This window comes from Micromonospora sp. II (assembly GCF_001709195.1).
GTDB lineage: Bacteria > Actinomycetota > Actinomycetes > Mycobacteriales > Micromonosporaceae > Micromonospora > Micromonospora chalcea.
On the sequence record NZ_LYXF01000005.1, the window covers coordinates 166,330 to 191,969 of the forward strand.

The window sequence follows — 25,640 nt, forward strand, 5'->3', positions numbered from 1 at the left end:
GCCCCGATCGTCGCAGGTGCCGGCCGGTGAGGCGCGCGCCGGGCACCGTGTCGGGGTTGCCGAGCCGGGCCCGGCCCGGGATGGTGGTCCGATGGGCGCCGCCGACGAGACCCGGGCCGGAGTGTCGCTGACCAACCTCGACCAGCCGCTGTTCGACAGCGCCGGGGCGACCAAACGCGACCTGGTCGACTACCTCGACGCGATGGCTGACCGGATCCTGCCGGAACTGCGGGACCGGCCGCTGTCGGTGCTGCGGGTGCGGCCCGGCCAGGAGCCGTTCATGCAGAAGAACCTGCCGAAGTACACGCCCGACTGGGTGCGCCGTACCGAGGTGTGGGCCGAGGCGTCGCGCCGGCGCATTTCGTACGCCCTCTGCGACGACCGGCGGACGCTGCTCTGGTTCGCCAACCAGCGGGCCGTCGAATACCACCCGACGCTCGGCCGGGCCGCGCAGCCCGAGCACCCGACCCACCTGGTGCTCGACCTCGACCCGCCGGAGGGCGACTCGTTCCCGGCCGCCGTGCGGGTCGCGCTGCTGGTCCGGCAGGCGCTCGCCGACGCCGGGCTGGCCGGCGCGGTGAAGACGAGCGGCGCGAAAGGGCTGCACGTGATCGTGCCGGTCGACCCGGCCACCACGGCGGAGGAGGCCGCCGCCGCGACCCGGGCGCTCGCCGTCCGTACCGAACGGCTCGACCCGGCGGCCGCGACCACCGCGTTCATCGTCGCCGACCGCGGCGGCCGCGTCTTCGTCGACTCCACCCGGGCGTACGGGGCGACTGTGGTGGCCGCCTACAGTCCCCGGATCCGGCCCGGCGCCCCCGTGTCGTACCCGGTGGGCTGGACCGACCTGGAGAGCGCGAGCCCAGCCGACTTCACCGTGCGGACCGTGCCCGCGCTACTGGGCGACCGGGATCCCTGGGCGGAGGCGCTGCCCGCGCCGCAGCGGCTGCCGGCGGACCTGGTCGAGCAGGGACGGACCATCCCGGTGGCCCGGGTGCAGGCGATGCACGAGGGCAAGCGACGCGCCAAGGCCCGCCGCGAGGCCGGGTGAGCCCGGTCCGCGTCAGCGCCGCCCGGTCCTCGCCGCCGGCGGGTGCTTGCCCCAGGTGAACGCGATCAGCACCACGGCCAGGGCCCAGGTGGCGATCATCGTCCAGATCGGGCGGGTCTCGGTGGCCGGGCGGCGGGCTCGCCCGCGTCCACCTCCCGCAGGATCCGCGCGGCGCGGGGCAGGTCGCCGCAGGCGGTTGCGCGGGCCGCGTTCGCCAGGGCCAGCCGGATGGCGCCGCCGGGGGAGGGGCTGCGCTCGTGCGCCCGCTGGGCCGCCGCCACCAGCTCGGCGGCGTCGGGGTGCCCGAACCGGGCCGCCAGCGACGCCAGCATGGTGAGCGTCCAGCTCCGCCCCGCGACGTCCAGCTCCTGGTTCAGCGCCCGCCCGAGGTACGTCAGGGACAGCGAGGGACGCTGGGTCGCGTAGTAGGCGCCGAGCCGCCCGAGCAGCATCGCCCGCTGGCGTGGCCCGTACCGGTCGGCGGCGACCTCCCGGTGCAGCATCCGCAGCGTCTCGTCCACCCGGCCCGCCAGGTAGAGGTTGTCGGTGACGTCGACCAGCCAGGCCAGGCGCGTCTCCGCCGCCCCGGGCGCGGGGGCGGCCAGCAGCAGATCAGCGGCCAGGCTGGGACCGACCGCCGGGTCGACCGCCAGCCGCGCGGCCAGCGCCGAGGCGGACCGGCTCACCGCCGGCAGGACCCGCAGCAGCTGCCGGGCCGCCTGGGCCGGGCGCCCGGCGTCGGCGAGCACCTCGGCCGCCGCCTCGCGCAGCGCCTGCCGCACCGAGGGCGGGGTGTCCCGCAGTACGTCGTCGCGCAACGCGATGGAAGACAGCCGCAGCCCGGCGGCGGTGTCGACGAGGAACCCGCGCACGATCAGCTCCTCCACCGTCGCGTCGATCCGCTCGTCCGACGTGGTGCCGGTGTGCGCGGCCACCGCTTCGAGGAACCACAGCCCGCAAGGGGCGTCCGCGACGGCGACGGCGCGCATCACCGATCGGTGCGCGGTGGTCAGCGAGGAGGGTACGCCCGTGTGCATCTTGGGGCGGTTGGTCAACGGAGTCTCGGGCAACTGGCTCACCTTCGCAGGTGCTGGGGTTCGACCCGTTCACCGCGAGGTTAGCCACCTCGTGACCTGCCCATCCCCGAATTCGGGGACACTGCTGCGCACGCCGGGGACACGACGAAGGCCCCTGACCGGGCTGGTCAAGGGCCTTGCGATGACTGCTCTGGTGCCCCCGGCAGGATTCGAACCTGCGCTCCCGCCTCCGGAGGGCGGTGCTCTATCCCCTGAGCTACGGGGGCTCAGCGACCCGAGAAGAGTAGCAAACCCCCTCCCGGATCACCGAATCGGTACCCCGCGAGTCGATCTTCGTCGGATCAGGCGGCGGCGACGGCGCGACCACAGCTCGGCAGCGGATGCAGCACGACGCGCCGGGGCAGCCGACGGGGCCATTCGTTGCGCGGCCACGAGCCGTCCACGATCAGGTGCACCGTGCGCTCCTCGGCGCCGCTGAGCCGCAGCACGAAGTCCCGGGGCAGCGGCGGATCCACCGACGGCGTGGTGACCATGAACCGCACCCGTCCCCGCGACGAGACCGCCGAGACCACGTCGGCGGCGGGCATGGTGCCGCGCAGGCGTACCCGGCCGATCCAGTAGACCTCGGCGGCGTGCTCCTGGGCCGCCCGCGTGATCGTCGGGTACTCGCTGCGTACCCACCGCTCGACCGCGCTGACGCACAGGCCGCAGGCCCGCTCGCGCGGCTCGCGCGGCCCCAGACCCCAGGCCCGCAGGTACGCCCCGACGGTGCCGGCGTCCATCGTCAGCCCGAACCGGCGCTCGATGAGGGCGGTCAGGCTCTGCCGTGTCCAGAGCTCCTCGTCGAGGCCGAACTCGTCGGGGTGGACCCCCCGGAGCACGTCGATGAGTTCGAGTTCCTGTTCGCGGCTGAGCGTTCCCGGCTCGCCCTGCCGCAGTCCGCGACGGACGGCTGCCACCGCTCCGTCACCGCCGATGGTGTGGCGTCGGCACCAGCTGGTCACCGACCGCCCTGCGTCTCTGAGTGCAACCCCCACGTCTTGGGCAACGAGCCCGAATCGCAACTGGTCACGATATGTGGGTAGAAAACTCTCCAACCCCCACAATGACCCGTTAACCCCAAACCGTTACAAACCCCCAAACCGGGACATCTCACCCCCGGCCCCAACCTTCGACGTGGCCTCTCCGTCCCACCTCGACCGGCCCGCCTGCCTCGAACACATCACCCCGGGCCACGAGCCCACCCTTGATCGACTCCATCTCGCCGAAGTGGCTGCATCACACCCACCCTGATCTCGCCACCTCCCCGAACTGGTGTCGATCAAGAGCGGGGATGCCGCCACTTCCCCGAGCTGGTGTCGATCAAGCTCCGAACCGGAAGCGCGGGTACGCGAGGCGGGCGGGGTGCCCGGTCGGGCCGGCCTTCGGCCACCAGCCGACCCTCGGCACGGCCACCCCGTCCCACCCCGTCCTACCTCGACCGGCCAGCCTGCCCGAGCACATCACCCTGCTCCTGATCCACTCCACCTCGCCGAAGTGGTTGCATCCCACCCACCTTGACCCCGCCACCTCCCCGAACTGGTGTCGATCAAGGGCGGGGATAACGCCACCTCCCCGAACTGGAGTGGATCAAGAGCGGGGAGGTGGCCGCTTCCCCGAGCTGGTGTCGATCAAGAGCCAGACCGGAAGCGCGGACGCGCGAGGGGCGGGCGAGGATGCCCTGTCGGTCCGACCCGGGCCGTCCTCACCCATCCTCCCGCGATCTTGCACTTGCGGCCCTCGCGTAACGGGGCGAATCCGGCATGGCCGGGGCAGTAACTGCAAGATCGCCGGGGCGGGCGGGCGGGCGGGTGAGGGCGGGACGGGGGAGGCCCGGTGCCCCTGGGAAGGGGGACCGGGCCTCGGGGGTCTTGCGGGGTGGCGGGTGGTGTTACGGGGTGCCGCCCAGGCGCTTCAGCGCCGCGCTCAGGTTGGTCAGGTCGTTCTGCTGCGTGTTCTTCATGACCTGCGCGACCGCCAGCACGTCGTCGTCACGCCCCTGCTCGAGGATGCCGTCGATCATGTGCACGCCGCCGATGTGGTGGCGGATCATCATCTGCAGGAAGAGCACGTCGAACTCGCGGCCGCTCGCGGCGCGCAGCTTCGCCATCTCCTCCGGCGTGGCCATGCCCGGCATCAGGCCGTCCTTGATCAGCCCGCCGCCGTCCTTCATCCACGCCATCGGCGCCTGCCCGCCGGTCGGGTCCAGCTTCCAGGACCGCAGCCAGGTCTGCATGGTGCCGATCTCGCCCTGCTGGCCGGTGGCGATGTCCACGCCGACCTGGCGTACCTCAGGGTCCTGCCCCTGGTTGAACGCGAGCAGCCCCATGGCCACGGCCTGGTTGTGGTGGGCGGTCATGTCCCGGGCGAACCCGGCCTCCGCCGAGTTCTCACCCGGCCGGGTGAGCGTGGGGGTGAGCAGACCGCCGGCGTACCCGAGGAGCAGCCCGACCACGAGGGCGGCGACCACCGCCGGCAGGCCGTAACGGCGCATCGCGCCCCGGCCGCCCTGGTCGGCGGCCGGAGCCTCGTCCAGTTCGCTGTCGGTGGTCACCGGAGCGGTCATCGCGGCGTCGTCCTTACTGGGTGGGCTGCTGGGGCATGGTGTTCTGCAGGTTGTCGCGCGGAGCGGTGCCGGTGGCCGTGACGCCCTGGTCGCAGAGCGCGTTCGGGCCCTCGATGGAGGCGTTCACCCGCAGCGTCTTGATGAAGTCGTCGATGCGGCCGTCGTCGGCGTTGTCGACCTTGAGCTGGTAGCCCCAGGCCTGCAGCGAGATCGGCTTGTCCAGCCCCTCGAACGGGCTGAGCATCAGCTTCTCCTTGCCCTGCACCTTGCTCTTGAGCTTCTCCACCTGGTCGGCGGGCAGGTCCGGGCGGTAGGTGATCCACACCGTGCCGTGCTCCAGGCTGTGCACCGCGTGCTCGTTGGCGATCGGGGCGTCGTAGACGTCACCCATGCAGTTCTGCCAGGCCTGGTTGTGCGGGCCGCCGACCGGCGGGAGGACGTCGTACTTGATCGCGCCGGGCTGGTGGTTGCCGCCCTTGACCAGGTCCTTGTCCTTCTCGCGGTAGTCGACGATGCCGTTGATCGCCTGGGCCCGCTTCTCCCACGGCTGGCCGCCCTGGTAGACCGCCCAGGCGCCGACGCCGATGATGCCCACGGCCAGCACGCCGACCGCGACGAACAGGGCGATCGGGCCCCACGAGCGACCCTGGCTCACCTTCACCGGGGCGATCGGCTTGCGGCCCTTGCCGCCGGCACCGGGCCGTGGCGTGCCCTTGCCGCCCCCGGCCTTGCCCGCGCCGGCCTTCGCGGCTGGCTTGTCGGCAGCCGCGGGCCGGCCGGCGGCCGGCTTCTTGCCGGTGCTGACCACGGTGGGACGGCGCTCCGGGCCGCCCGGGGTGCTGATGCTCATCGTGCCTCGTCAGGTCGGTCGGTCAGGGGGACCGCGGGGCCGGTTCACATGCTGGGTCGCCGCCGCGGTGCCCGAGTCTACCCCCGATAACATGGATCAGTGACTCCCGCAGAACTCGCCGAGGTCGTCCTCGCCGCAGCCCACGCCGTCTTCGACGAGCGCGGGCTGGACCGCGCCGCGCTGCCCGCGCAGACCACCGTCGAGCGACCCCGTAACCCGGATCACGGCGACTACGCCTCGACGCTGGCGCTCCAGCTCAGCAAGAAGGTGGGCGTACCCCCGCGGGAACTGGCGACCGCGCTGGCCGACGAGCTGGCCAAGGCGCCGGGGGTCAAGTCGGTGGAGATCGCCGGGCCGGGCTTCCTGAACGTCCGCCTCGACGCGGCCGCCGCCGGTCAGCTCGCCAAGCTCATCGTCGAGGCCGGCCCGGCGTACGGGAGCAGCGACACCCTCGCCGGGCAGCGGATCAACCTGGAGTTCGTCTCGGCGAACCCGACCGGCCCGGTGCACATCGGCGGGGTCCGCTGGGCGGCCGTCGGTGACGCGCTCAGCCGACTGCTGCGCGCCACCGGCGCCGAGGTCGGCACGGAGTACTACTTCAACGACGCCGGCTCCCAGATCGACCGGTTCGCCCGCTCGCTGCTGGCGGCCGCGCAGGGCCAGCCCGCGCCGGAGGACGGCTACGGCGGCGCGTACATCGCGGAGATCGCCGCCGAGGTGGTCCGCCGCCGGCCGGACGTGCTCGACCTCACCCCGGACGCCGCCGAGGAGGTCTTCCGGACCGAGGGCGTCCAGCTCATGTTCGCCGAGATCAAGTCCTCGCTGCGCGACTTCGGTGTGGAGTTCGACACCTACTTCAACGAGAAGGACCTGCACGACCAGGGCGCGCTGGACGCGGCGCTGGCCCGGCTGCGGGAGCAGGGGCACGTCTTCGAGTCCGAGGGCGCGACCTGGCTGCGCACCACCGAGTTCGGTGACGACAAGGACCGGGTGCTGCGCAAGTCCAACGGCGAGTGGACGTACTTCGCCGCCGACTGCGCCTACTACCTGAACAAGCGGGAGCGCGGCTTCGACCGGGTCGTGATCATGCTGGGCGCCGACCACCACGGCTACATCGGCCGGATGAAGGCGATGTCGGCCTGCTTCGGCGACGACCCGGCGCGCAACCTGGAGATCCTCATCGGCCAGCTGGTCAACCTGGTCCGCGACGGCGCCCCGGTGCGGATGAGCAAGCGGGCCGGCACCGTGGTCACGCTGGAGGACCTGGTCGACGCGATCGGCGTGGACGCGGCCCGGTACGCGCTGGCCCGCTACTCGGCCGACTCGCCCATCGACATCGACGTGGAGCTGTGGACCCGGGCCAAGAACGACAACCCGGTCTACTACGTCCAGTACGTCGCGGCGCGTACCGCCGGGGTGGCCCGCAACGCGGCCGAGATCGGGCTGACCCGGGGTGACGCCGCCGCGTTCCAGCCCGAGCTGCTCGGCCACGACAAGGAGAACGAGCTGCTCAAGGCGCTCGCCGAGTTCCCGGCGGTGGTGGCCACCGCCGCCGAGCTGCGGGAGCCGCACCGGGTGGCGCGCTACCTGGAGGAGAGCGTCGCGCAGGCGTACCACCGGTTCTACGACAACTGCCGGATCGCCCCGCAGGGCGACGAGAAGATCACCGACACCCACCGGGCGCGGCTCTGGCTCAACGACGCGACCCGGGTGGTCATCGCCAACGGCCTGCGCCTGCTCGGGGTGTCCGCGCCGGAGCGGATGTAGTCATGCGGGCGCATGAGGCAGGAGCGCTGCACGGCGAGATCGGCAGCCGGGGGCCGGCCTGGCTGCGTACCCCGGTCGACGTCAACGCCCTGGTGCCGCAGCTGTGGCCGCGCAACGTGGTGCGCGGCCCGGCCGGCGCGCTGACCGTCGCGGGCCTGGACGTCCGCGACCTGGCCGCCGAGTACGGCACCCCGGCGTACGTGCTGGACGAGGACGACCTGCGCGAGCGCTGCCGCGAGTTCCGCGCGGCTTTCCCGGACGCGGACGTCTACTACGCCGGCAAGGCCTTCCTGTGCCGCGCGGTGGTCCGGATGATCGCCGAGGAGGGCCTGTTCCTCGATGTCTGCACCGGCGGTGAGCTGGCCACCGCGCTGTCGGCCGGGATGCCGGCGGAGCGGATCGGCTTCCACGGCAACAACAAGTCGGTCGCCGAGCTGACCCGGGCGGTCGACGCCGGGGTGGGGCGGATCATCGTCGACTCGTTCACCGAGATCGACCGGCTCTCCGAGCTGGCCCGCGAGCGCGGGGTACGCCCGAAGGTGCTGGTCCGGGTCACCGTCGGCGTGGAGGCGCACACCCACGAGTTCATCGCCACCGCGCACGAGGACCAGAAGTTCGGCTTCTCGCTCGCCGGCGGCGCCGCCGCCGCGGCCGCGTTCAAGATCCTCGACGAGGACGTGCTGGAGCTGCGCGGCCTGCACTCGCACATCGGCTCGCAGATCTTCGACGCCAGCGGCTTCGAGGTGTCCGCCCGCCGGGTGCTCGCGCTCCAGTCGCAGATCCGCGACGCCCGCGGCGTGGAGCTGCCCGAGCTGGACCTGGGCGGCGGCTTCGGCATCGCGTACACCACCCAGGACGACCCGGCGTCGCCGCACGACCTGGCGAAGCGCCTGCGCAAGATCGTCGACGGGGAGTGCGCGGCGGAGAACCTCGCCGTGCCGCACCTGTCGGTCGAGCCGGGCCGCGCGATCGTCGGCCCGGCCGTGTTCACGCTCTACCAGGCCGGGACCGTGAAGGACGTGGACGGCCTGCGCACCTACGTGAGCGTGGACGGGGGGATGAGCGACAACATCCGTACCGCGCTCTACGACGCCTCGTACTCGGCCACGATGGCGAACCGCACGTCGACGGCGCAGCCGATGCTCGCCCGCGTGGTGGGAAAGCATTGTGAGTCCGGGGACATCGTGGTGAAGGATGAATTTCTGCCCGCCGACGTGCAGCCCGGAGATCTTGTTGCGGTGCCCGGCACCGGGGCGTACTGCCGGAGCATGGCCAGCAACTACAACCATGTCCCGCGGCCCCCGGTCGTCGCCGTCCGTGACGGTCGGGCGCGGCTGATCGTCCGCCGGGAGACCGAAGACGACCTGCTGGCATTGGATGTGGGATGACCTCACCGGTTCGCTTGGCGCTGCTCGGCTGTGGCACGGTCGGTAGCGACGTGGTCCGACTGCTGCACGAGCAGTCGGCCGACCTCGCCGCCCGGATCGGCGCCCCGCTGGAGATCGCCGGGATCGCCGTACGCCGGCTCGGCCGTGACCGCGGCGACCTGCCGGTCGACCCGGCGCTGTTCACCACCGACGCGCTCGGGCTGATCAAACGCGACGACGTGGACGTGGTGGTCGAGGTGGTCGGCGGCATCGAGCCGGCCCGCGGCTGGCTCGTCGAGGCGCTGCGCGCGGGCAAGAGCGTGGTCACCGCCAACAAGGCGCTGCTCGCCGAGGACGGCGCGACGCTGCACGACGCCGCCGCCGAGGGCGGCGCCGACCTCTACTACGAGGCGAGCGTCGCCGGGGCGATCCCGCTGCTGCGCCCGCTGCGCGAGTCGCTGCACGGTGACCGGATCACCCGGGTCACCGGCATCGTGAACGGCACCACCAACTTCATCCTCTCCGCCATGGACGCCACCGGCGCCGGCTTCGCCGAGGCGCTGGAGGAGGCCACCGAGCTGGGGTACGCCGAGGCGGACCCGACGGCCGACGTGGAGGGCTTCGACGCCGCCGCCAAGGCCGCCATCCTCGCCTCGCTGGCGTTCCACACCCGGGTGACCGCCGCCGACGTGCACCGCGAGGGCATCACCGAGGTGACCGCCGCCGACGTGGCCAGCGCCAAGGCCATGGGCTGCACGATCAAGCTGCTCTGCATCGCCGCCCGGGGCGTCGACCCGGAGGGCCGGGAGACGGTGAACGTCCGGGTGCACCCGGCGATGATCCCGCTGACCCACCCGCTCGCCAGCGTCGGCGACGCGTTCAACGCGGTGTTCGTCGAGGCCGACGCGGCCGGGCAGCTCATGTTCTACGGCCGGGGCGCCGGTGGCGCGCCCACCGCCAGCGCGGTGCTCGGCGACGTGGTGGCGGTGGCCCGCAACCGTCTCGCCGGGGTACGCGCGGCCAGCGAGTCCGCGTACGCCGACCTGTCGGTGCGGCCGATGGGCGAGGCGCTCACCCGCTACCACATCAGCCTCGACGTGGCCGACCGCCCGGGTGTGCTGGCCGGGGTTGCGGGGGTCTTCGCCCGGCACGAGGTGTCCATCGCCACGGTGCGGCAGGGCCCGGCCGGCGGCGACGCGGAACTGGTTATCGTCACCCACGTCGCGCCCGACGCCGCGCTCGCGGCCACCGTCCGTGAGCTGCGCGGACTGGACATCGTCCGCTCGGTGACGAGCGTGCTGCGGGTGGAGGGCGGCGCGTAACCGGCGCGTCCCGCCTGATGGTTAAGGCAGGGTGTGCCGGTGGCCGGCCGGGCAGGCTGGTCCACGCTGTTGGCAGGCCCCGGAGCGGGGCGACAGAGGCGAGGAGCGCGACATGTGGCGGGGACTGATCGAGGCGTACCGGGACCGGCTGCCGGTCACCGACGCGACTCCCGTCGTCACCCTGCACGAGGGCAACACGCCGCTGCTGCCGGCACCGGTGCTCTCCGCCCGGGTCGGCGCGGACGTCTGGCTCAAGGTCGAAGGGGCCAACCCGACCGGCTCGTTCAAGGACCGGGGCATGACGGTCGCCGTCTCCAAGGCCGTCGAGGCCGGTGACAAGGCGATCATCTGCGCGTCCACCGGCAACACCAGCGCTTCCGCCGCCGCGTACGCGGCCCGCGCCGGGATCACCTGCGCGGTGCTGGTGCCGCAGGGCAAGATCGCGCTGGGCAAGCTGGCCCAGGCGCTCGTGCACGGCGCGAAGCTGCTCCAGGTGCAGGGCAACTTCGACGACTGCCTCGGGCTGGCCGGCAAGCTCGCCCAGGACTACCCGGTCGCGCTGGTCAACTCCGTCAACATCGACCGGCTGCACGGCCAGAAGACCGCCGCCTTCGAGATCGTCGAGGCGCTCGGCGACGCGCCCGACATCCACTGCCTGCCGGTCGGCAACGCCGGCAACATCACCGCGTACTGGATGGGCTACTCCGAGGACCTGCGCGACGGCAACGCCACGAAGGCCCCCCGGATGTACGGCTTCCAGGCCGCCGGCGCGGCCCCCATCGTCACCGGCCAGGTGGTGCCGGAGCCGTCCACGATCGCCACCGCCATCCGGATCGGCAACCCGGCGAGCTGGACCAAGGCCCTCGACGCGCGGGACGCCTCCGGCGGCCTGATCTCCGCCGTCACCGACCGGGAGATCCTGTCGGCGTACCGGCTGCTGGCCCGCGAGGTGGGCGTCTTCGTGGAGCTGGGCAGCGCGGCCAGCGTCGCCGGTCTGCTCCAGCAGGCCGCCGCCGGCAAGGTGCCGGCCGGGTCGCGGGTGGTCTGCACGGTCACCGGGCACGGTCTGAAGGACCCGGAGTGGGCCATCTCGACCGCGCCCGCGCCGGTGACGATCGCCAACGACGCGCTGGCCGCCGCGCGCTCCCTCGACCTGGTCTGATCCCTCCGTCTCCCGCGTCGTTCCCGGACCGGCCGGCGCCCTCCGCGCTCGACCCATGCCAGTTCGGGGAGGTGGCGGTATCCCCGTCCTTGATCGACACCAGCTCGGGGAGGTGGCGGGATCAGGGTGGGTCGGATGCAACCACCTCGGCGAAGTGGAGTCGATCAAGGCGGGTGCGGGCGACCCTCAAGCACGGCAATGTCATCGGCTGGGGCGGATGCCGGGAGTGTCGGGCCGTGCGGCAGACTCAGGGCCCCGCAAACCCCCTCTTCAGGAGTGAGTAACGCCGATGTCGCTGCTCGCCAGATTCAGTCTCGCCAACCGGGGCCTGATCGCCCTCGTCGCGTTGGTGACGACGGCGTTCGGGCTGTTCGCCGTGYCGTCGCTGAAGCAGCAGCTCCTGCCGTCGCTGGAGTTTCCCGCCGCGTTCATCGTGGCGACGTACCCGGGCGCCGCGCCGGAGATCGTCGAAGCCCAGGTCGCCGAGCCGATCGAGAACAGCCTCAAGGGCATCCCGGGCCTGGACACGGTCACCTCGACCTCGCGCGAGGGCTCGGCCACGGTCCAGGTGCAGTACGAGTTCGGCACCGACCTGGACGACGTGGTCAACAAGATGGAGACCGCGCTCAACCGGATCGACGCCCAGTTGCCCGAGGGCGTCGACCCGCAGGTGATCGCCGGCAGCACCGACGACCTGCCCGCCGTGGTGGTCGCCGCGACCGGTGACGGCGACGAGCGGGCGCTGGCCGAGAAGCTGCGTACCGCCGTCGTGCCGGAGCTGGAGGCGCTGGACGGGGTCCGGTCGGTGGACGTCACCGGCGCCCGGGACCAGATCGTGACGATCACGCCGGACCCGGCGAAGCTCGCCGCCGCCCGGGTGGCGCCGACCGCCATCGCGTCGGCGCTCAAGAGCAACGGTGTGGCGGTGCCGGCGGGCGCGCTCGCCGACGGCGACCGGTCGCTGCCGGTGCAGGTGGGCACGCCGATCCGGACGCTCGACGACCTGCGCGGCATCGTGCTCACCACGGCGCCCGCCGCCCCGGTACGCCTCGGCGACGTCGCAGCGGTGGAGCAGCAGCTCGCCCCGGCGACCTCGTTGACCCGTACCAACGGCAAGCCCAGCCTGGGCATCGCGGTGACGGCCGCTCCGGACGGCAACGCGGTGGAGATCTCGCACGAGATCCGGGACCGGCTGGACGAGCTGGGTGACGCCGCGGGCGCCGAGCTGACAGTGGTCTTCGACCAGGCCCCGTTCGTCGAGAAGTCCATCGAGAGCCTGACCACCGAGGGCCTGCTGGGCCTGGTCATGGCGGTCGTGGTGATCCTGGTGTTCCTGCTGTCGGTGCGCTCCACGGTGGTCACCGCGGTGTCCATCCCGCTGTCGGTGCTGGTCGCGCTGATCGTGCTCTGGTCCGGCGACTACTCGCTCAACCTGCTCACCCTGGGCGCGCTGACCATCGCGGTGGGCCGGGTGGTGGACGACTCCATCGTGGTGCTGGAGAACATCAAACGGCACCTGGAGTACGGCGAGCCGAAGCGGGACGCGATTCTCACCGCGGTCCGCGAGGTGGCCGGCGCGGTGACCGCGTCCACGCTCACCACTGTCGCCGTGTTCGCGCCGATCGCCCTGGTGGGCGGCTTCGTCGGGCAGCTCTTCGCCCCGTTCGCGATCACCGTGACGGTGGCGCTGCTCGCCTCGCTGCTGGTGTCGCTCACTGTCATCCCGGTGCTGGCGTACTGGTTCCTGCGGCCGCGCGGCGGCGCCGACGACGCCGCGGCCCGGCGGGAGGCCGAGGAGAAGGAGCTGCGCAACCCGCTGCAGCGGGCGTACCTGCCGGTGATCGACTTCGCCACCCGCTCCCGGAAGACCCGGTGGGCGACCGTCGGCCTGGGCCTGCTGGTGCTCCTGGGCACGTTCGGGCTGGCACAGAAGCTGGAGACGAACTTCCTGGACGACTCGGGCCAGGACACGCTCGCCATCCGGCAGGAGATGCCGGCCGGCACCTCGCTCGCCGGCACCGACCGGGCCGCCGCGCGGATCGAGGAGGTGCTGCGGCGTACCCCCGGGGTGGAGACCTACCAGGTCAGCGCCGGTGGTGGCGACAACCCGTTCGCCGGCGGCGGCAGCGACCGGGCCACCTGGTCGCTGTCGCTCTCCGACGACACCGACGCCGCGACGGTACGCCAGGGTCTGCGCAAGGAGTTCGACGCGCTCGGCCCGGAGGTGGGCGAGCTGACGTTCGGCGGCGGGCAGAACGCCTCGGCCAACCAGGTCGAGGTGGTGGTGCAGGCCGCCGACCAGGAGACGCTGACCCGGGCGGCCGAGGCGGTACGTGCCGCGATGGCCGACACGCCGGGCGTGGAGGACGTCACCAGCAGCCTGGCCACGCGGGTGCCCCGCGTCGAGGTGACTGTGGACCGGGTCGCCGCGGCCCGCGCCGGGCTCACCGAGGCGGCCGTCGGGCAGCTCGTCGCGCAGGTGTACCGGGGTGCGCCGCTGGGCCAGGTCACGCTCGACGGCACGGCCCAGACCGTGGTCCTGAGCAGCGGTGCCCGGCCGCCGCTGACCGTGGCGGAGCTGCGGGCGCTGCCGGTCGGCGCGGTGCCACTGGACGCGATCGCGGACGTCAACCAGGTCGAGGGCCCGCAGCAGGTGACCCGGATCGACGGCGAGCGCAGCGTCTCGGTCACCGGCACGGCGACCGGCTCGAACCTCGGCGCCACCACGCAGGAGCTGCAGAAGCGGCTGGACGCGCTGGACGTGCCGGGCGCCACGTACGAGATCGGCGGCGTCAGCGCCGACCAGGCGGACGCGTTCGCGGACCTCGGGCTCGCGGTGCTGGCCGCCATCGCGATCGTCTTCCTGATCATGGTGGCCACGTTCCGTAGCCTCACCCAGGCGCTGATCCTGCTGATCTCGGTGCCGTTCGCGGCGACCGGGGCGATCGGGCTGCTGCTGGTCACCGGGACGCCGCTGGGCGTGCCGGCGCTGATCGGCGTGCTCATGCTCGTCGGCATCGTGGTGACGAACGCGATCGTGCTGCTGGATCTGATCAACCAGTACCGGGCGCAGGGCATGGACGTGACCGAGGCCGTGGTGGAGGGCGGCCGGCGCCGGCTGCGGCCGATCCTGATGACAGCCGTCGCGACGATCTTCGCGTTGCTGCCGATGGCGCTCGGCCTGACCGGTGAGGGCGGCTTCATCTCCAAGCCGCTGGCGATCGTGGTGATCGGCGGCCTGCTCAGCTCGACGTTGTTGACGCTGGTGCTGGTGCCGACGCTCTACACGATGGTGGAGCACACCAAGGGCTCGTTCCGGGCCCGCCGCCGGGGCGCGGCGGTGCCGGTCGAGCCGGAGCCGGCGGCCGATCCGGTGCCGGTGCCGGTCGGCGGCGGCGAGGAGCGCGTCGAGGAGCGGGCTCAGGTCGCGCCGCCACCGGCCCGCCCGTCGGGCGCGCTGATCGACGGTACGGACCAGTTCGAGGTGCTCCGCCTGCCCAAGAGCCGCCGTTCCCCGCTTCCCCCCACCGAGTGACGGGTCGGGAGGGGCCCGCGCGGCCCCTCCCGACACCTCGGCGCACGGGACACACCAGAAGCGCATCCGGCGGTACGCTCGGTGAGCTGATGCCTACTTTCGGTGCGGGGGCGCGATGGGGGTCGCGGGCCGGTGGAATCGACGTACCGTGCTGCGCCGGTCCGCGCTGCTGTTGGGCGGCGCCGCGCTCGGCTCCGCCGCCACCGTGGAGAGCACCTGGGTGGCCGACCGCCGCCTCCCGCTGGCGGGCGGCCCGGCCAGCGCCACGCTCGGCAACCGCCACCAGGACGTCGGTCGCGGCGGGGTCCAGGTCGTCTGGGGCGTACGCACCGACGAACCCCTGGTGGCGCTCACCTTCGACGACGGCCCCCGCCCACAGTGGACCCCGATGGTGCTGGACACGCTGGCCGAGCACCGGGTGCCGGCCACCTTCTTCCTGGTCGGTGAGCGGGCGCGCCGGCACGCCCCGCTGGTCCGGGACCGGATGGACGGCCACGAGGTCGGCAACCACAGCTGGGCGCACCGCGACCTGGCCCGGATGGACGCCGCGACGGTCTACGACGACCTGCGCCGCAGCCACGACGCGATCACCGCGGCCACCGGATCGTCCCCGCGACTGCTCCGCCCGCCCTGGGGACATCTGGGCGGCGCGGTGCTGTACGCCTCGGCCCGGCTGGACTACCGGCTGGTGCTGTGGACGCTGCAGATGGTCGAGAGCGAGTTCCCGCACGACCCGGCCGGGCACGCCCGGCGGATCGTGGCCGACGTGCGCCCCGGCACGATCGTGCTCGGGCACGACGTGGGCGACGACCGGCGGCTGGTCGCGCTCCGCGGCCTGCCCGACATGATCGACGGGTTGCGGGCCCGGGGATACACCTTCGTCACGGTCTCCGACCTGCTGCGCCGAGCTGCCGGTGGGGGAGCGGCCCGATAGGGTGCCCGCGTGTCGCCCACCCTCTCCGTCCTCGTCCGCAACCGCGACTTCCGCCATCTGTTCATCGCCGAGCTGGTCGTGTTCGGCGCGGACTGGTTCGTCATGGTGCCGCTGCTGGTGCTGCTGCCGGAGCTGACCGGCAGCGGGGTGTGGGGCGCGCTGGTGCTGGCCGTGGACACCGGCACCACCGCGTTGCTGCTGCCGTACGCCGGGACCGTGGCCGACCGGTTCGACCGCCGCAAGGTGATGATGGCGGCGAACATCGCGGCCCTGGCCGGTGTCCTGCTGCTGCTCGGTGTGCGCGGCGCCGGCACGGCCTGGCTGGCGCTGGCGGCGATCGCGCTGGTGGCGGTGGCGAAGGCGTTCTACTCGCCGGCAGCCCAGGCCGCGCTGCCCAACGTGGTCGACCCGGCGGACCTGGCGGCGGCGAACGCGGTCGCCGGCTCGGCCTGGGGCACCATGACAGTGGTCGGCGCTTCACTGGGCGGCATACTGAGTGCCGCGTACGGCCCGTACGCCAGCTTCTGGGTGGCCGCCGCGGGCCTGCTCGCCGCGTTCGGCCTGGCCGCGCTGATCCGCCGGCCCCTGCAGGCGCCGCGCGACCCGGCGGCGGCCGTGCCGCGCACGTGGGCGGCGATCCGGGAGGCGCTGCGCTACATCGTCCAGCGTCCGCGCGTGCTCGCGCTGGTCACCGTGAAGTCGGCGGTCGGCCTCGGCAACGGCGTGCTGACCGTCTTCCCGCTGCTCGCCGGCGTGTACGGCGTCGGCCCGGTCGGCGCGGGCCTGCTCTTCGCCGCCCGGGGCGCCGGGGCCCTGGTCGGTCCGATCCTGATGCGCCGGGTGCTCAGCAACCGGGCCTGGCTGCTCACCGGTCTGGCGCTGTCCATGTCGCTGTACGGCCTGGCCTATCTGGGCGCGTCGGTGGTGTCCTGGTTCCCGCTGGTGCTGGTCCTGGTCTTCCTGGCCCACCTGGGCGGCGGCAGCAACTGGGTGCTGTCCAACTACGCGTTGCAGGGCGAGGTGCCGGACCGGCTGCGCGGCCGGGTCTTCGCCACCGACATGATGCTGGCCACGCTCGCCATCGCGGTGAGTCAGCTGGTCGTGGCGCTCGTGGTGGACCGGGTGGACGAGCGCACCGTGCTGGTCGGTTGCGGCCTGGCCACCGTCGTCTACGCGCTCGGCTGGCGGTTCGCCACCCGGCGGCTCTCGCTCACCGACCCGGTCGACGCGCCCACCCCGGAGCGCACCGGCTGACACGCCGGTCCCACGCTCCGGGCGGTCCGGCCGGGCTGTCGGGGTGACGTCCTAGCATGAGCCGGTGCCGACGACCTTCCTCCCCGGCCCGGTCCGGGTCCGGGTGCCCGCGACCAGCGCCAACCTGGGCCCCGGCTTCGACGCGCTCGGCCTGGCGCTGGGCCGCCACGACGACGTCACGGCCGAGGTGACCGGCGGCGGCGTGCGGGTGGCGGTCACCGGCGAGGGTGCCGGTGAGCTGCCGGCGGACGAGCGGCACCTGATCGTGACCGCCATGCGGGCCACCTTCGACGTGCTCGGCGCGCAGCCGGCCGGCCTGGCGCTGGAGTGCGAGAACCGCATTCCCCAGGCGCGTGGGCTCGGCTCGTCCTCGGCCGCGATCGTGGCCGGGGTGCTGGCGGCCCGCGCGCTGGTTGCCGACGGCGAGCAGCGGATGGACGACGACGCCGCGCTGCGGTTGGCCGCCGAGCTGGAGGGGCATCCGGACAATGTCGCGCCCTGCCTGCTCGGGGGCTTCACGATCGCCTGGACGGAGCCGGGCGGCGCGCGGGCGGTGTCGCTGCCGGTGGCGCCGGCCGTGCGCCCGACCGTCTTCGTACCCGCCGAGCGGGGCCTGACCTCGGTGGCCCGGGCCGCCCTGCCGGCCACCGTGCCGCACGCCGACGCGGCGCTCAACGCGGGCCGGGCGGCCCTGCTGGTGCACGCGCTGACCACCGATCCGGCGCTGCTGCTGCCGGCCACCGTCGACCGGCTGCACCAGGAGCAGCGGGCGCCCGGGATGCCCGCCACCGCGGCGCTCGTCGGCGCGCTGCGTGCGGCTGGTGTGGCGGCTGTGGTCAGTGGGGCGGGGCCGACGGTGCTGGCGCTTTCCCAGGTCCCGGTGGGATTTGAGCCGGGAACAGATTGGCGCCGGTGGGAGTTGCCGATAGATGTCAGCGGTGCCCGGGTCATCCGGGGTAGACTTTGACACGCCGAGCGGGGCCCTGTTGCCGCAGGTCGGAAGAGTTGATTACGCTCTAGACCTAGCACAGCCGCGAAGCATGCGATCTTCCTGCGGTTCGGCGCACCCCCGAAGCTCTCGGCGGTCAGCCCGTCACCCCTGCCCAAGGCCCACGCCGCACCGCAGTTTCCACAGGTCGCCGCAGGCGGCGAGACCTGCTCACCGATGGTGGTGAGTCGGGAAACCACCGGCTGCTGTGTCACAGACTCCCGCGACGCGTCCATGCGAGGCGGGTGCACCGAGGCCGCCCGGCCACCTGGCTCCACGACTCCGGGCAGCTCCGGCCTATCGAGGGAAGGAATCCATTGAGCGACACCACCGACGTGACGTCGGATGTTTCCAACGTCGCTGGCGATGCCACCACCGCCGCCCCCACGCGCCGCCGCCGGAGCGGCACCGGCCTGTCGGCCATGCTGCTGCCGGAGCTCCAGAGCCTGGCCGCGTCGCTCGGCATCTCTGGTACGGCCCGCATGCGCAAGGGCGAGCTGATCAGTGCCATCACCGAGCGGCAGCAGGGCGGCGCCGCCGCCGGAACCCCTCGACCGCGCGCCGAGGTAGCGGCCGCGGCTGCTGCTCCCGCCCGTGAGGAGGTGCACGCGGAGGTCCGTGAGGAGCGGGCCGAGGCGCGCCCCGCCGAGCAGGCGCCCGCCGCCGAGGCGACCGAGGGCCGTACCCGTGGTCGCCGCAGCCGGACTGCGACCGCGACCACCGAGGCCCGCCCGGCCGAGACGCCGGCGACCGAGGTGCGGCCGGCCGAGACGCCGCGCGCCGAGGAGGCGCCCGCCGAGACCGGCGAGCGGACCGACCGTGCCGAGCGCGGTGAGCGCAACGAGGGCCGGGGCCGTGAGCGCGGCGGCGAGCGTGCCGAGCGTGGCGGCGACCGGGCCGAGCGTGGCGACCGGGCCGAGCGCGGCGACCGCAACGACCGGGGCGACCGCAACGACCGGGGTGACCGGGCCGAGCGGGGCGACCGTAACGAGCGTGCCGACCGGGGCGAGCGCGCCGAGCGCAACGACCGGGGCGACCGGGGCGACCGGAACGACCGGAACGACCGGAACGACCGGGGTGACCGCAACGACCGTGGTCAGCGCGCCGAGCGGGACAACGACGGCGACGACGACGGCGAGGGCGGCGGCCGGCGGGGCCGGCGCAGCCGGTTCCGGGACCGTCGTCGCGGCCGCGGCGAGCGGGGCGAGGGCGACAGCGGTGGCGGCCGCGAGCCGCAGGTCGGCGAGGACGACGTGCTCGTCCCGGTCGCCGGCATCATCGACGTGCTCGACAACTACGCCTTCGTCCGGACCACCGGCTACCTGGCCGGCCCGAACGACGTGTACGTCTCGATGTCCCAGATCAAGAAGTACGGCCTGCGCCGCGGTGACGCGATCACCGGCGCCGTGCGGGCCGCGCGGGACGGCGAGCAGCGGCGCGACAAGTACAACCCGCTGGTCCGACTGGACACCATCAACGGGATGGAGCCGGACGAGGCGAAGCGCCGGCCGGAGTTCTACAAGCTCACCCCGCTCTACCCGCAGGAGCGCCTGCGGCTGGAGACCGAGCCGCACATCCTCACCACCCGGGTGATCGACCTGGTCATGCCGATCGGCAAGGGCCAGCGGGCGCTCATCGTGTCGCCGCCGAAGGCCGGCAAGACGATGGTGCTGCAGGCGATCGCGAACGCGATCACCCGCAACAACCCGGAGTGCCACCTGATGGTGGTGCTGGTCGACGAGCGGCCCGAAGAGGTCACCGACATGCAGCGCTCGGTGAAGGGCGAGGTCATCGCGGCCACGTTCGACCGTCCGCCGCAGGACCACACCACGGTGGCGGAGCTGGCGATCGAGCGGGCCAAGCGCCTGGTCGAGCTGGGGCACGACGTGGTCGTGCTGCTCGACTCGGTGACCCGGCTCGGCCGGTCGTACAACCTGGCGGCGCCGGCCAGCGGCCGGATCATGTCGGGTGGTATCGACTCCACCGCGCTCTACCCGCCCAAGCGCTTCCTCGGCGCGGCGCGCAACATCGAGAACGGTGGCTCGCTGACCATTCTCGCCACCGCGCTGGTGGAGACCGGGTCCATGGCGGACACGGTCATCTTCGAGGAGTTCAAGGGCACGGGTAACGCCGAGCTGAAGCTGGACCGGAAGATCGCCGACAAGCGTGTCTTCCCGGCGATCGACATCAACCCCTCCGGCACCCGCAAGGAGGAGGTCCTGCTCGCGCCGGAGGAGCTGGCGATCATCCACAAGCTCCGCAAGGTGCTGCACTCGCTGGACTCGCAGGCGGCGCTCGACCTCCTGCTGGACCGGCTCAAGCAGTCCCGCACCAACATCGAGTTCCTGATGCAGATCGCGAAGTCCACTCCGGGCGAGTGAGCTGACGGATCCGACGAACGAGGGGCACGGCCGTACGCGGCCGTGCCCCTCGTCGCGTATCAGGCACCGCCGATGGTGAAGTTTTCCTACGGTTCAGTCGCTAGGTATTGAAACTTCTGTTCATCGTCGGGTTGACTGTCGTCCATGCGAACCCGCAGTCGACCCGCCCGTCTCGCCGGCGTCCTGCTGCTGACGCCGTTGCTGACCATCACCGCGCCGACGCCGTCCGCCGCGACGGCCGCCGGGCCGTCGCCCGTCGCGCCGCCGGCCGCCACCGCCGCCGAGGACGCGCCACGCGCCTCGTCCCGCCCCGACCCCGCCGTCGCGCTCGCCGGTGTGGAGCCGGCCGGCGGCCTGGAGACCGCCAAGAGCACCCGGCCGGTCGCGCCCGGCCTGAGCCTGACCTCCTTCGACAGGTACGACGCGGCCGGCTGGCTGCGCGCCGACGCGCTCACCGCCGACCTGGGCGGCGGGCTGACGGTGGACTACGTGAACTCCGGCGAGGTGACCAGGGACGAGCCGCTGCGCGCCGCGGTGGACCGGTCCCGCGCGGTCGCGGCGGTCAACGGAGACTTCTTCGACATCAACAACTCCGGCGCCGCCCAGGGCGTCGGCATCCGCTCCGGCGAACTGGTGCAGTCGCCGATCGCCGGGCACCCCAACGCCGTCGGGATCAGCGCCCAGGGCATCGGCCGGGTGGTCGAGGTCGGCTTCGAGGGCGCCGCGACGCTGCCCACCGGGCCGGTGCCGCTGACCCAGTTCAACAACATGGTGCAGCGCGACGGCGTGGGCGTGTTCACGCCGCTCTGGGGCTCGTACACCCGCAAGCGGGCCGTGGAGGGCGCGGCCCGGACGGTCGAGGTGACGGTGACCGGCGGCCGGGTGGCGAGCGTGGCCACCACGGCGGGCGAGGGGCCGATCCCGGCCGGCAGCACCGTGCTGCTCGGCCGCGAGGCCGGCGCCGACGCGCTCGCCGCGCTGCGTCCCGGCGACGCGGTGGACCTGACCTGGCGGCCCCGGGCCTCCGACGGCGGTGACCTGCGCGCCGCCGTGGGCGGCGGCAACGTGCTCGTGCGCGACGGCGTGGTGCAGAGCATCGCCGACGCGTCGCTGGCCCCGCGTACCGCTGTCGGGTTCTCCGCCGACGGCCGGAAAATGATCATGCTGACGGTGGACGGCCGGCAGGTGGACAGCCGTGGCGTCACGCAGACCGAGATGGGCCGCATGATGGCCGAGCTGGGCGCCGCGAACGCGCTCAACCTCGACGGCGGCGGCTCCTCCACGCTGCTCGCCCGGGAGCCGGGCGCGGCCACGGTCCAGGTCGAGAACAGCCCGTCCGACGGCAGTGAGCGGCCGGTGCCGAACGGGCTCGCCGTCTACGCCCCGAAGGGCAGCGGCCGGCTCACCGGCTACTGGCTGGAGACCGCCAGCGACCCGACCGCCGCGCCGGGCGTCGCACCGGTGCGCGGCGGCCGGCCGGACCGGGTCTTCCCGGGCCTCACCCGCCGGCTCACCGCCGCCGGATACGACGAGACGTACGGCCCGGCCGCCGGCGAGCCGCGCTGGCACGCCACCCACGGACGGGTCGACGGCGACGGCGTGTTCCGGGCCGCCGTCCCCGGCCGCAGCACCGTCACCGCCGCCCGCGGCCGGGCCCGCGGCACCATCGAGCTGACGGTGCTCGGCCCGCTGCAGCGGATCGACGGCACCGTCGACCGGGTCGGCCTGGACCGCGCCGGTGACAGCGGCCTGTTCGGCGTGGTCGGCTACGACGCCGAGGGCAACACCGCGCCGATCGAGCCGGCCGACCTGAAGCTGGAGTACGACAGGGACCTGCTCTCCGTCACCCCCACCGCCGACGGCAACCTGTCCGTCAAAGCGCTCGCCGCGACCGGCTCGGCGCTGGTCACCGCACGGGTCGGCAACCACAGCACGGTCCTGCCGGTGACCGTCGGGCTCACCGACGTGCCGGTGGCCGGGTTCGACGACGCGGCGTCCTGGAAGTTCAGCCAGGCCCGCGCCTCCGGGTCGGTCGCACCGGCGGAGGGCCACACCGGGGGCGGGCTGCGGATGTCGTACGACTTCAGCCAGTCCACCGGCACCCGCGCCGCGTACGCCGACCCGCCCGCGTGGATCGACGTACCGGGCCAGCCGCAGGCGTTCGGCATGTGGATCAAGGCCAACGGCACCGGCGAGTGGCCCAGCCTGCACCTGCACGACGCGCAGGACACCCAGTTCGTGCTGCGCGGCCCGTACCTGGACTGGACCGGCTGGCGCTACGTCGAGTTCGCCGTACCGCCGGGCGTGCAGTACCCGGTGCGGGTGCGCCGGTTCTACGTGGCCGAGACCGACCCGGCCAAGCAGTACCGCAGCGAGGTCGTGATCGACGACCTGGTGGCCCGGGTACCGCCGGACGTGCAGGCGCCGCCCGAGCCGAACCGCATCGACCGGGTGGTGCTGCGCGACGGCACTGTGGACGGGGCGCCCTGGCGCTTCGCGGTGCTCTCCGACGCCCAGTTCGTCGCCGCGAACCCGGACAGCGACCTGGTCGCCCAGGCCCGCCGTACGCTGCGCGAGGTCCGCGCCGCCCGGCCGGACTTCCTGATCATCAACGGCGACTTCGTGGACACCGCCTACCCGGCGGACTTCGCGCTGGCCAAGCGCATCCTGGACGAGGAGCTGGGCGGCGAGGTGCCGTATCACTACGTGCCCGGCAACCACGAGATCATGGGCGCGCCGATCGACAACTTCCGCAGCGTCTTCGGGGACACCTCGCGCGTCTTCGATCACCGGGGCACCCGGTTCCTCACGCTCAGCACGGCCACCGGCTCGCTGCGCGGCGGCGGGTTCGACCAAGTGGAGCTGCTGCGCCGGACGCTCGACCAGGCCGCCGGCGACCGCTCGGTGGGCTCGGTGGCGGTGCTGTTCCACCACCCGCCGCGCGACCCGAGCCCGGCCAAGGCCAGCCAGCTCGGCGACCGGAAGGAGGCGGCGCTGGTCGAGCAGTGGCTGGCCGACTTCCAGCACCGCACCGGCAAGGGCGCGCTGATGGTCAACGGGCACGTCGGCACGTTCCACGCCGACCGGGTGGACGGCGTGCCGTACGTGATCAACGGCAACTCGGGCAAGGACCCGTCCACCCCGGCGGCGCTCGGCGGGTTCACCGGCTGGACCGAGTTCGGGGTGGACCCGGTGACGCCGGGGGAGGCCGAGCGGGCCCGCCGCGACCCGCTGGCCGAGGGCCCGACGTGGGTGAGCGCGGAGATGCACGCCCACGTCGACCGGCTCGCGCTGACCGCGCCCGCGCAGGTGCGCCAGGGTTCGCCGGTGGACGTCACGGCCACGCTCACCCAGCCCAGCGGCCGGCAGGTGCCGGTGGCGGCGCCGGTCAGCGCCGACTGGTCCGGTTCGCCGAACCTGCACATCGGCGGCGCGACGGGCGTACGGCCGTGGCACGTGGCCCGGTTCGACCCGGCCACCGGCCGGCTGACCGCGCTGCGCCCGGGGGCGCAGGTGCTGCTGGCGGTGACCGTCAACGGCGTGAAGGCCGAGACGACTGTCACCACGGCCGCAGCGGTCCGCGCCCCCGCCGCCTGACCCGGAGGCCGGGGCTCCTCATCCTGGGGGAGGAGCCCCGCCCCCGCCCCCGGCCCCCGCCCCCCGCTTCGCTCCGTTGATCATGAAGTTGACCTGGACAAAAGCGACAGGAATTGCCGCCAAGTTCATGATCAGCAGGGTGGGGGGCGTGGGGGTGGGAATGCGGGAGTGTGGGCGGGCGTTGCGGGTGGCGGACCTCCTGTGCCGGGTGGAAGACGCCCGTGGCAGACTGGTCAATCGGCCACCGGTTCCGGTTCACGCCCGAGCCCGTCGCGGACGACGGGGAGCATCGACGGCGACCCGGCGACCACCGACGAAAGGACCGAGGCGACATGAAGCCCAACATCCACCCGGAGTACGTGACCACCGAGGTCCGCTGCTCCTGCGGCAACACCTTCACGACCCGCAGCACCGCCAAGGGCGGCGCCATCAGCGTCGAGACCTGCAGCGCCTGCCACCCGTTCTACACCGGTAAGCAGCGCGTGCTGGACACCGCCGGTCGGGTCGCGAAGTTCCAGCAGAAGTACGCCAAGGTTCAGGGCAAGAAGGCCAAGTAGCTCCGTCGACGACGCCCGTGTCCGGCTCCTGCCGGGCACGGGCGTTCGTCCGTTTGCGCCGGTTTTCACACCCAAGGAGCATCCGCAGCATGAGCAGTGAGCGCCTGGCCGCCCTCCTCGACGAGTACGCCGAGCTGGAGCGGCGGCTGGCCGACCCGGCCATCCACGCCGACCAGGGCACCGCCCGGCGGGTCGGCCGCCGGTACGCCGAACTGGTCCCGCTGCACAAGGCGGCCGGCGAACTGGAGCAGGCCCGCGCCGACCTGGCCGCCGCGCGCGAGCTGGCCGCCGAGGACCCGACGTTCGCCACCGAGGCGGAGGCCATCGCCAGCTCCCTGCCGGCGCTCGAGGAACGGCTCGCGGAACTGCTCATCCCGCGCGACCCGCACGACGCCAAGGACGTGATCGTCGAGATCAAGGCCGGCGAGGGCGGCGAGGAGTCGGCGCTGTTCGCGGGGGACCTGCTGCGGATGTACACCAGGTACGCCGAGCGGCACGGCTGGGTCACCGAGGTGATCGACGCCCAGGACTCCGACCTCGGCGGCGTCAAGGACGTGTCGCTGGCGATCAAGAGCAAGGGCGTGCCGGAGGGCGGCAACGGGGTCTGGTCCCGGCTCAAGTGGGAGGGCGGCGTGCACCGGGTGCAGCGCGTCCCGGTGACCGAGTCGCAGGGCCGGATCCACACCAGCGCCGCCGGCGTGCTGGTGCTGCCCGAGGCGGAGGACGTCGACGTCACCATCGACCCGAACGAGCTGCGCATCGACGTGTTCCGCTCGTCCGGCCCCGGCGGGCAGTCGGTGAACACCACCGACTCGGCGGTACGGATCACCCACGTGCCGACCGGCATCGTGGTGTCCTGCCAGAACGAGAAGTCGCAGCTGCAGAACCGCGAGCAGGCCATGCGCATCCTGCGGGCCCGCGTGCTCGCCGCGGCCCAGGAGCAGGCCGACGCGGCGGCGTCGGACGCCCGCAAGGCGCAGGTCCGCACCGTGGACCGGTCCGAGCGGATCCGCACCTACAACTTCCCGCAGAACCGGATCACCGACCACCGTATCGGCTACACCGCGTACAACCTGGACCTGGCGCTGGCCGGCGAGCTGGACGGGGTGCTCGACGCGCTGGCCGAGGCGGACCGCGCGGCCCGCCTGGCCGGCGAGACGGAGCTGTCCCGCCGCTGACCGCTGGGTGTTAACAGGGGGCCCTTCCTCTACCGGAGGCGTTAACAGGGGGCCC

17 protein-coding genes and 1 tRNA gene are annotated in these 25,640 nt (G+C 73.3%); 13 read left to right on the forward strand and 5 right to left on the reverse strand.

Translation table 11 applies throughout. The annotated features are described in order from the left end of the window. Positions 1 to 91: 91 nt before the first annotated feature. Complete coding sequence (gene ligD, locus A8711_RS03005; RefSeq protein WP_069087383.1) at positions 92 to 1,051, forward strand: non-homologous end-joining DNA ligase; 960 nt, start codon at positions 92 to 94, stop codon at positions 1,049 to 1,051. A 95-nt stretch (positions 1,052 to 1,146) separates the two neighbouring features. On the opposite strand, the gene A8711_RS03010 is transcribed toward ligD, so the two are convergent. The 5 genes from A8711_RS03010 to A8711_RS03030 all read right to left on the reverse strand — a co-directional run bounded on the left by A8711_RS03010 (position 1,147) and on the right by A8711_RS03030 (position 5,543). Next, positions 1,147 to 2,121, reverse strand: coding sequence for a hypothetical protein (locus tag A8711_RS03010; protein ID WP_233607896.1), 975 nt, complete (start codon positions 2,119 to 2,121; stop codon positions 1,147 to 1,149). Positions 2,122 to 2,279: 158 nt separating this feature from the next. Further along, a tRNA-Arg gene (locus A8711_RS03015) sits at positions 2,280 to 2,354 on the reverse strand. Positions 2,355 to 2,429: 75 nt separating this feature from the next. Further along, on the reverse strand, positions 2,430 to 3,125 hold the full coding sequence (locus tag A8711_RS03020) for a winged helix-turn-helix domain-containing protein (RefSeq protein WP_069087384.1): 696 nt from the start codon (positions 3,123 to 3,125) through the stop codon (positions 2,430 to 2,432). 893 nt (positions 3,126 to 4,018) lie between these two features. Continuing rightward, a complete protein-coding gene (locus tag A8711_RS03025; protein ID WP_043328618.1) occupies positions 4,019 to 4,693 on the reverse strand; it encodes a DUF305 domain-containing protein in 675 nt (224 codons plus the stop codon). A 13-nt stretch (positions 4,694 to 4,706) separates the two neighbouring features. Further along, positions 4,707 to 5,543 carry a DUF3105 domain-containing protein gene (locus A8711_RS03030; protein WP_043328620.1) on the reverse strand — a complete coding sequence of 279 codons (837 nt, stop codon included), beginning with the start codon at positions 5,541 to 5,543 and terminating at the stop codon, positions 4,707 to 4,709. A 99-nt stretch (positions 5,544 to 5,642) separates the two neighbouring features. On the opposite strand from A8711_RS03030, the gene argS reads away from it, so the two are divergent. From argS to prfA, 12 genes are all read left to right on the forward strand, one after another. Continuing rightward, positions 5,643 to 7,310 (forward strand): arginine--tRNA ligase, encoded by a 1,668-nt coding sequence (gene argS, locus A8711_RS03035; protein WP_064447846.1) that lies wholly within the window; start codon positions 5,643 to 5,645, stop codon positions 7,308 to 7,310. Between the two features lie 2 nt (positions 7,311 to 7,312). Continuing rightward, positions 7,313 to 8,698, forward strand: coding sequence for a diaminopimelate decarboxylase (gene lysA, locus A8711_RS03040; RefSeq protein ID WP_043328622.1), 1,386 nt, complete (start codon positions 7,313 to 7,315; stop codon positions 8,696 to 8,698). Next, complete coding sequence (locus A8711_RS03045) at positions 8,695 to 9,999, forward strand: homoserine dehydrogenase (protein WP_043328623.1); 1,305 nt, start codon at positions 8,695 to 8,697, stop codon at positions 9,997 to 9,999. Before lysA ends, A8711_RS03045 begins: the two co-directional genes overlap by 4 nt. A 112-nt stretch (positions 10,000 to 10,111) precedes the next feature. Beyond that, on the forward strand, positions 10,112 to 11,161 hold the full coding sequence (thrC, locus tag A8711_RS03050) for a threonine synthase (protein ID WP_043328624.1): 1,050 nt from the start codon (positions 10,112 to 10,114) through the stop codon (positions 11,159 to 11,161). 289 nt (positions 11,162 to 11,450) lie between these two features. After that, a complete protein-coding gene (locus A8711_RS03055) occupies positions 11,451 to 14,696 on the forward strand; it encodes an efflux RND transporter permease subunit (protein WP_069087385.1) in 3,246 nt (1,081 codons plus the stop codon). Between the two features lie 115 nt (positions 14,697 to 14,811). Next, positions 14,812 to 15,630: a polysaccharide deacetylase family protein gene (locus A8711_RS03060; RefSeq protein WP_043328627.1), complete on the forward strand. Its 819-nt coding sequence runs from the start codon at positions 14,812 to 14,814 to the stop codon at positions 15,628 to 15,630. A gap of 9 nt (positions 15,631 to 15,639) precedes the next feature. After that, positions 15,640 to 16,884: an MFS transporter gene (locus A8711_RS03065; protein ID WP_043328629.1), complete on the forward strand. Its 1,245-nt coding sequence runs from the start codon at positions 15,640 to 15,642 to the stop codon at positions 16,882 to 16,884. A gap of 64 nt (positions 16,885 to 16,948) precedes the next feature. Further along, positions 16,949 to 17,851 (forward strand): homoserine kinase, encoded by a 903-nt coding sequence (thrB, locus tag A8711_RS03070; RefSeq protein ID WP_043328630.1) that lies wholly within the window; start codon positions 16,949 to 16,951, stop codon positions 17,849 to 17,851. A 338-nt stretch (positions 17,852 to 18,189) separates the two neighbouring features. Beyond that, positions 18,190 to 20,253 carry a transcription termination factor Rho gene (gene rho / locus A8711_RS03075; protein WP_069087386.1) on the forward strand — a complete coding sequence of 688 codons (2,064 nt, stop codon included), beginning with the start codon at positions 18,190 to 18,192 and terminating at the stop codon, positions 20,251 to 20,253. A 144-nt stretch (positions 20,254 to 20,397) separates the two neighbouring features. Then, positions 20,398 to 23,850, forward strand: a complete 3,453-nt coding sequence (locus tag A8711_RS03080; protein WP_069087387.1) for a phosphodiester glycosidase family protein — start codon at positions 20,398 to 20,400, stop codon at positions 23,848 to 23,850. A 332-nt stretch (positions 23,851 to 24,182) separates the two neighbouring features. Continuing rightward, positions 24,183 to 24,407 carry a 50S ribosomal protein L31 gene (rpmE, locus tag A8711_RS03085; RefSeq protein ID WP_030504744.1) on the forward strand — a complete coding sequence of 75 codons (225 nt, stop codon included), beginning with the start codon at positions 24,183 to 24,185 and terminating at the stop codon, positions 24,405 to 24,407. A gap of 89 nt (positions 24,408 to 24,496) precedes the next feature. Further along, positions 24,497 to 25,585, forward strand: a complete 1,089-nt coding sequence (gene prfA / locus A8711_RS03090; RefSeq protein WP_069087388.1) for a peptide chain release factor 1 — start codon at positions 24,497 to 24,499, stop codon at positions 25,583 to 25,585. The last annotated feature ends 55 nt before the right edge of the window (positions 25,586 to 25,640 follow it).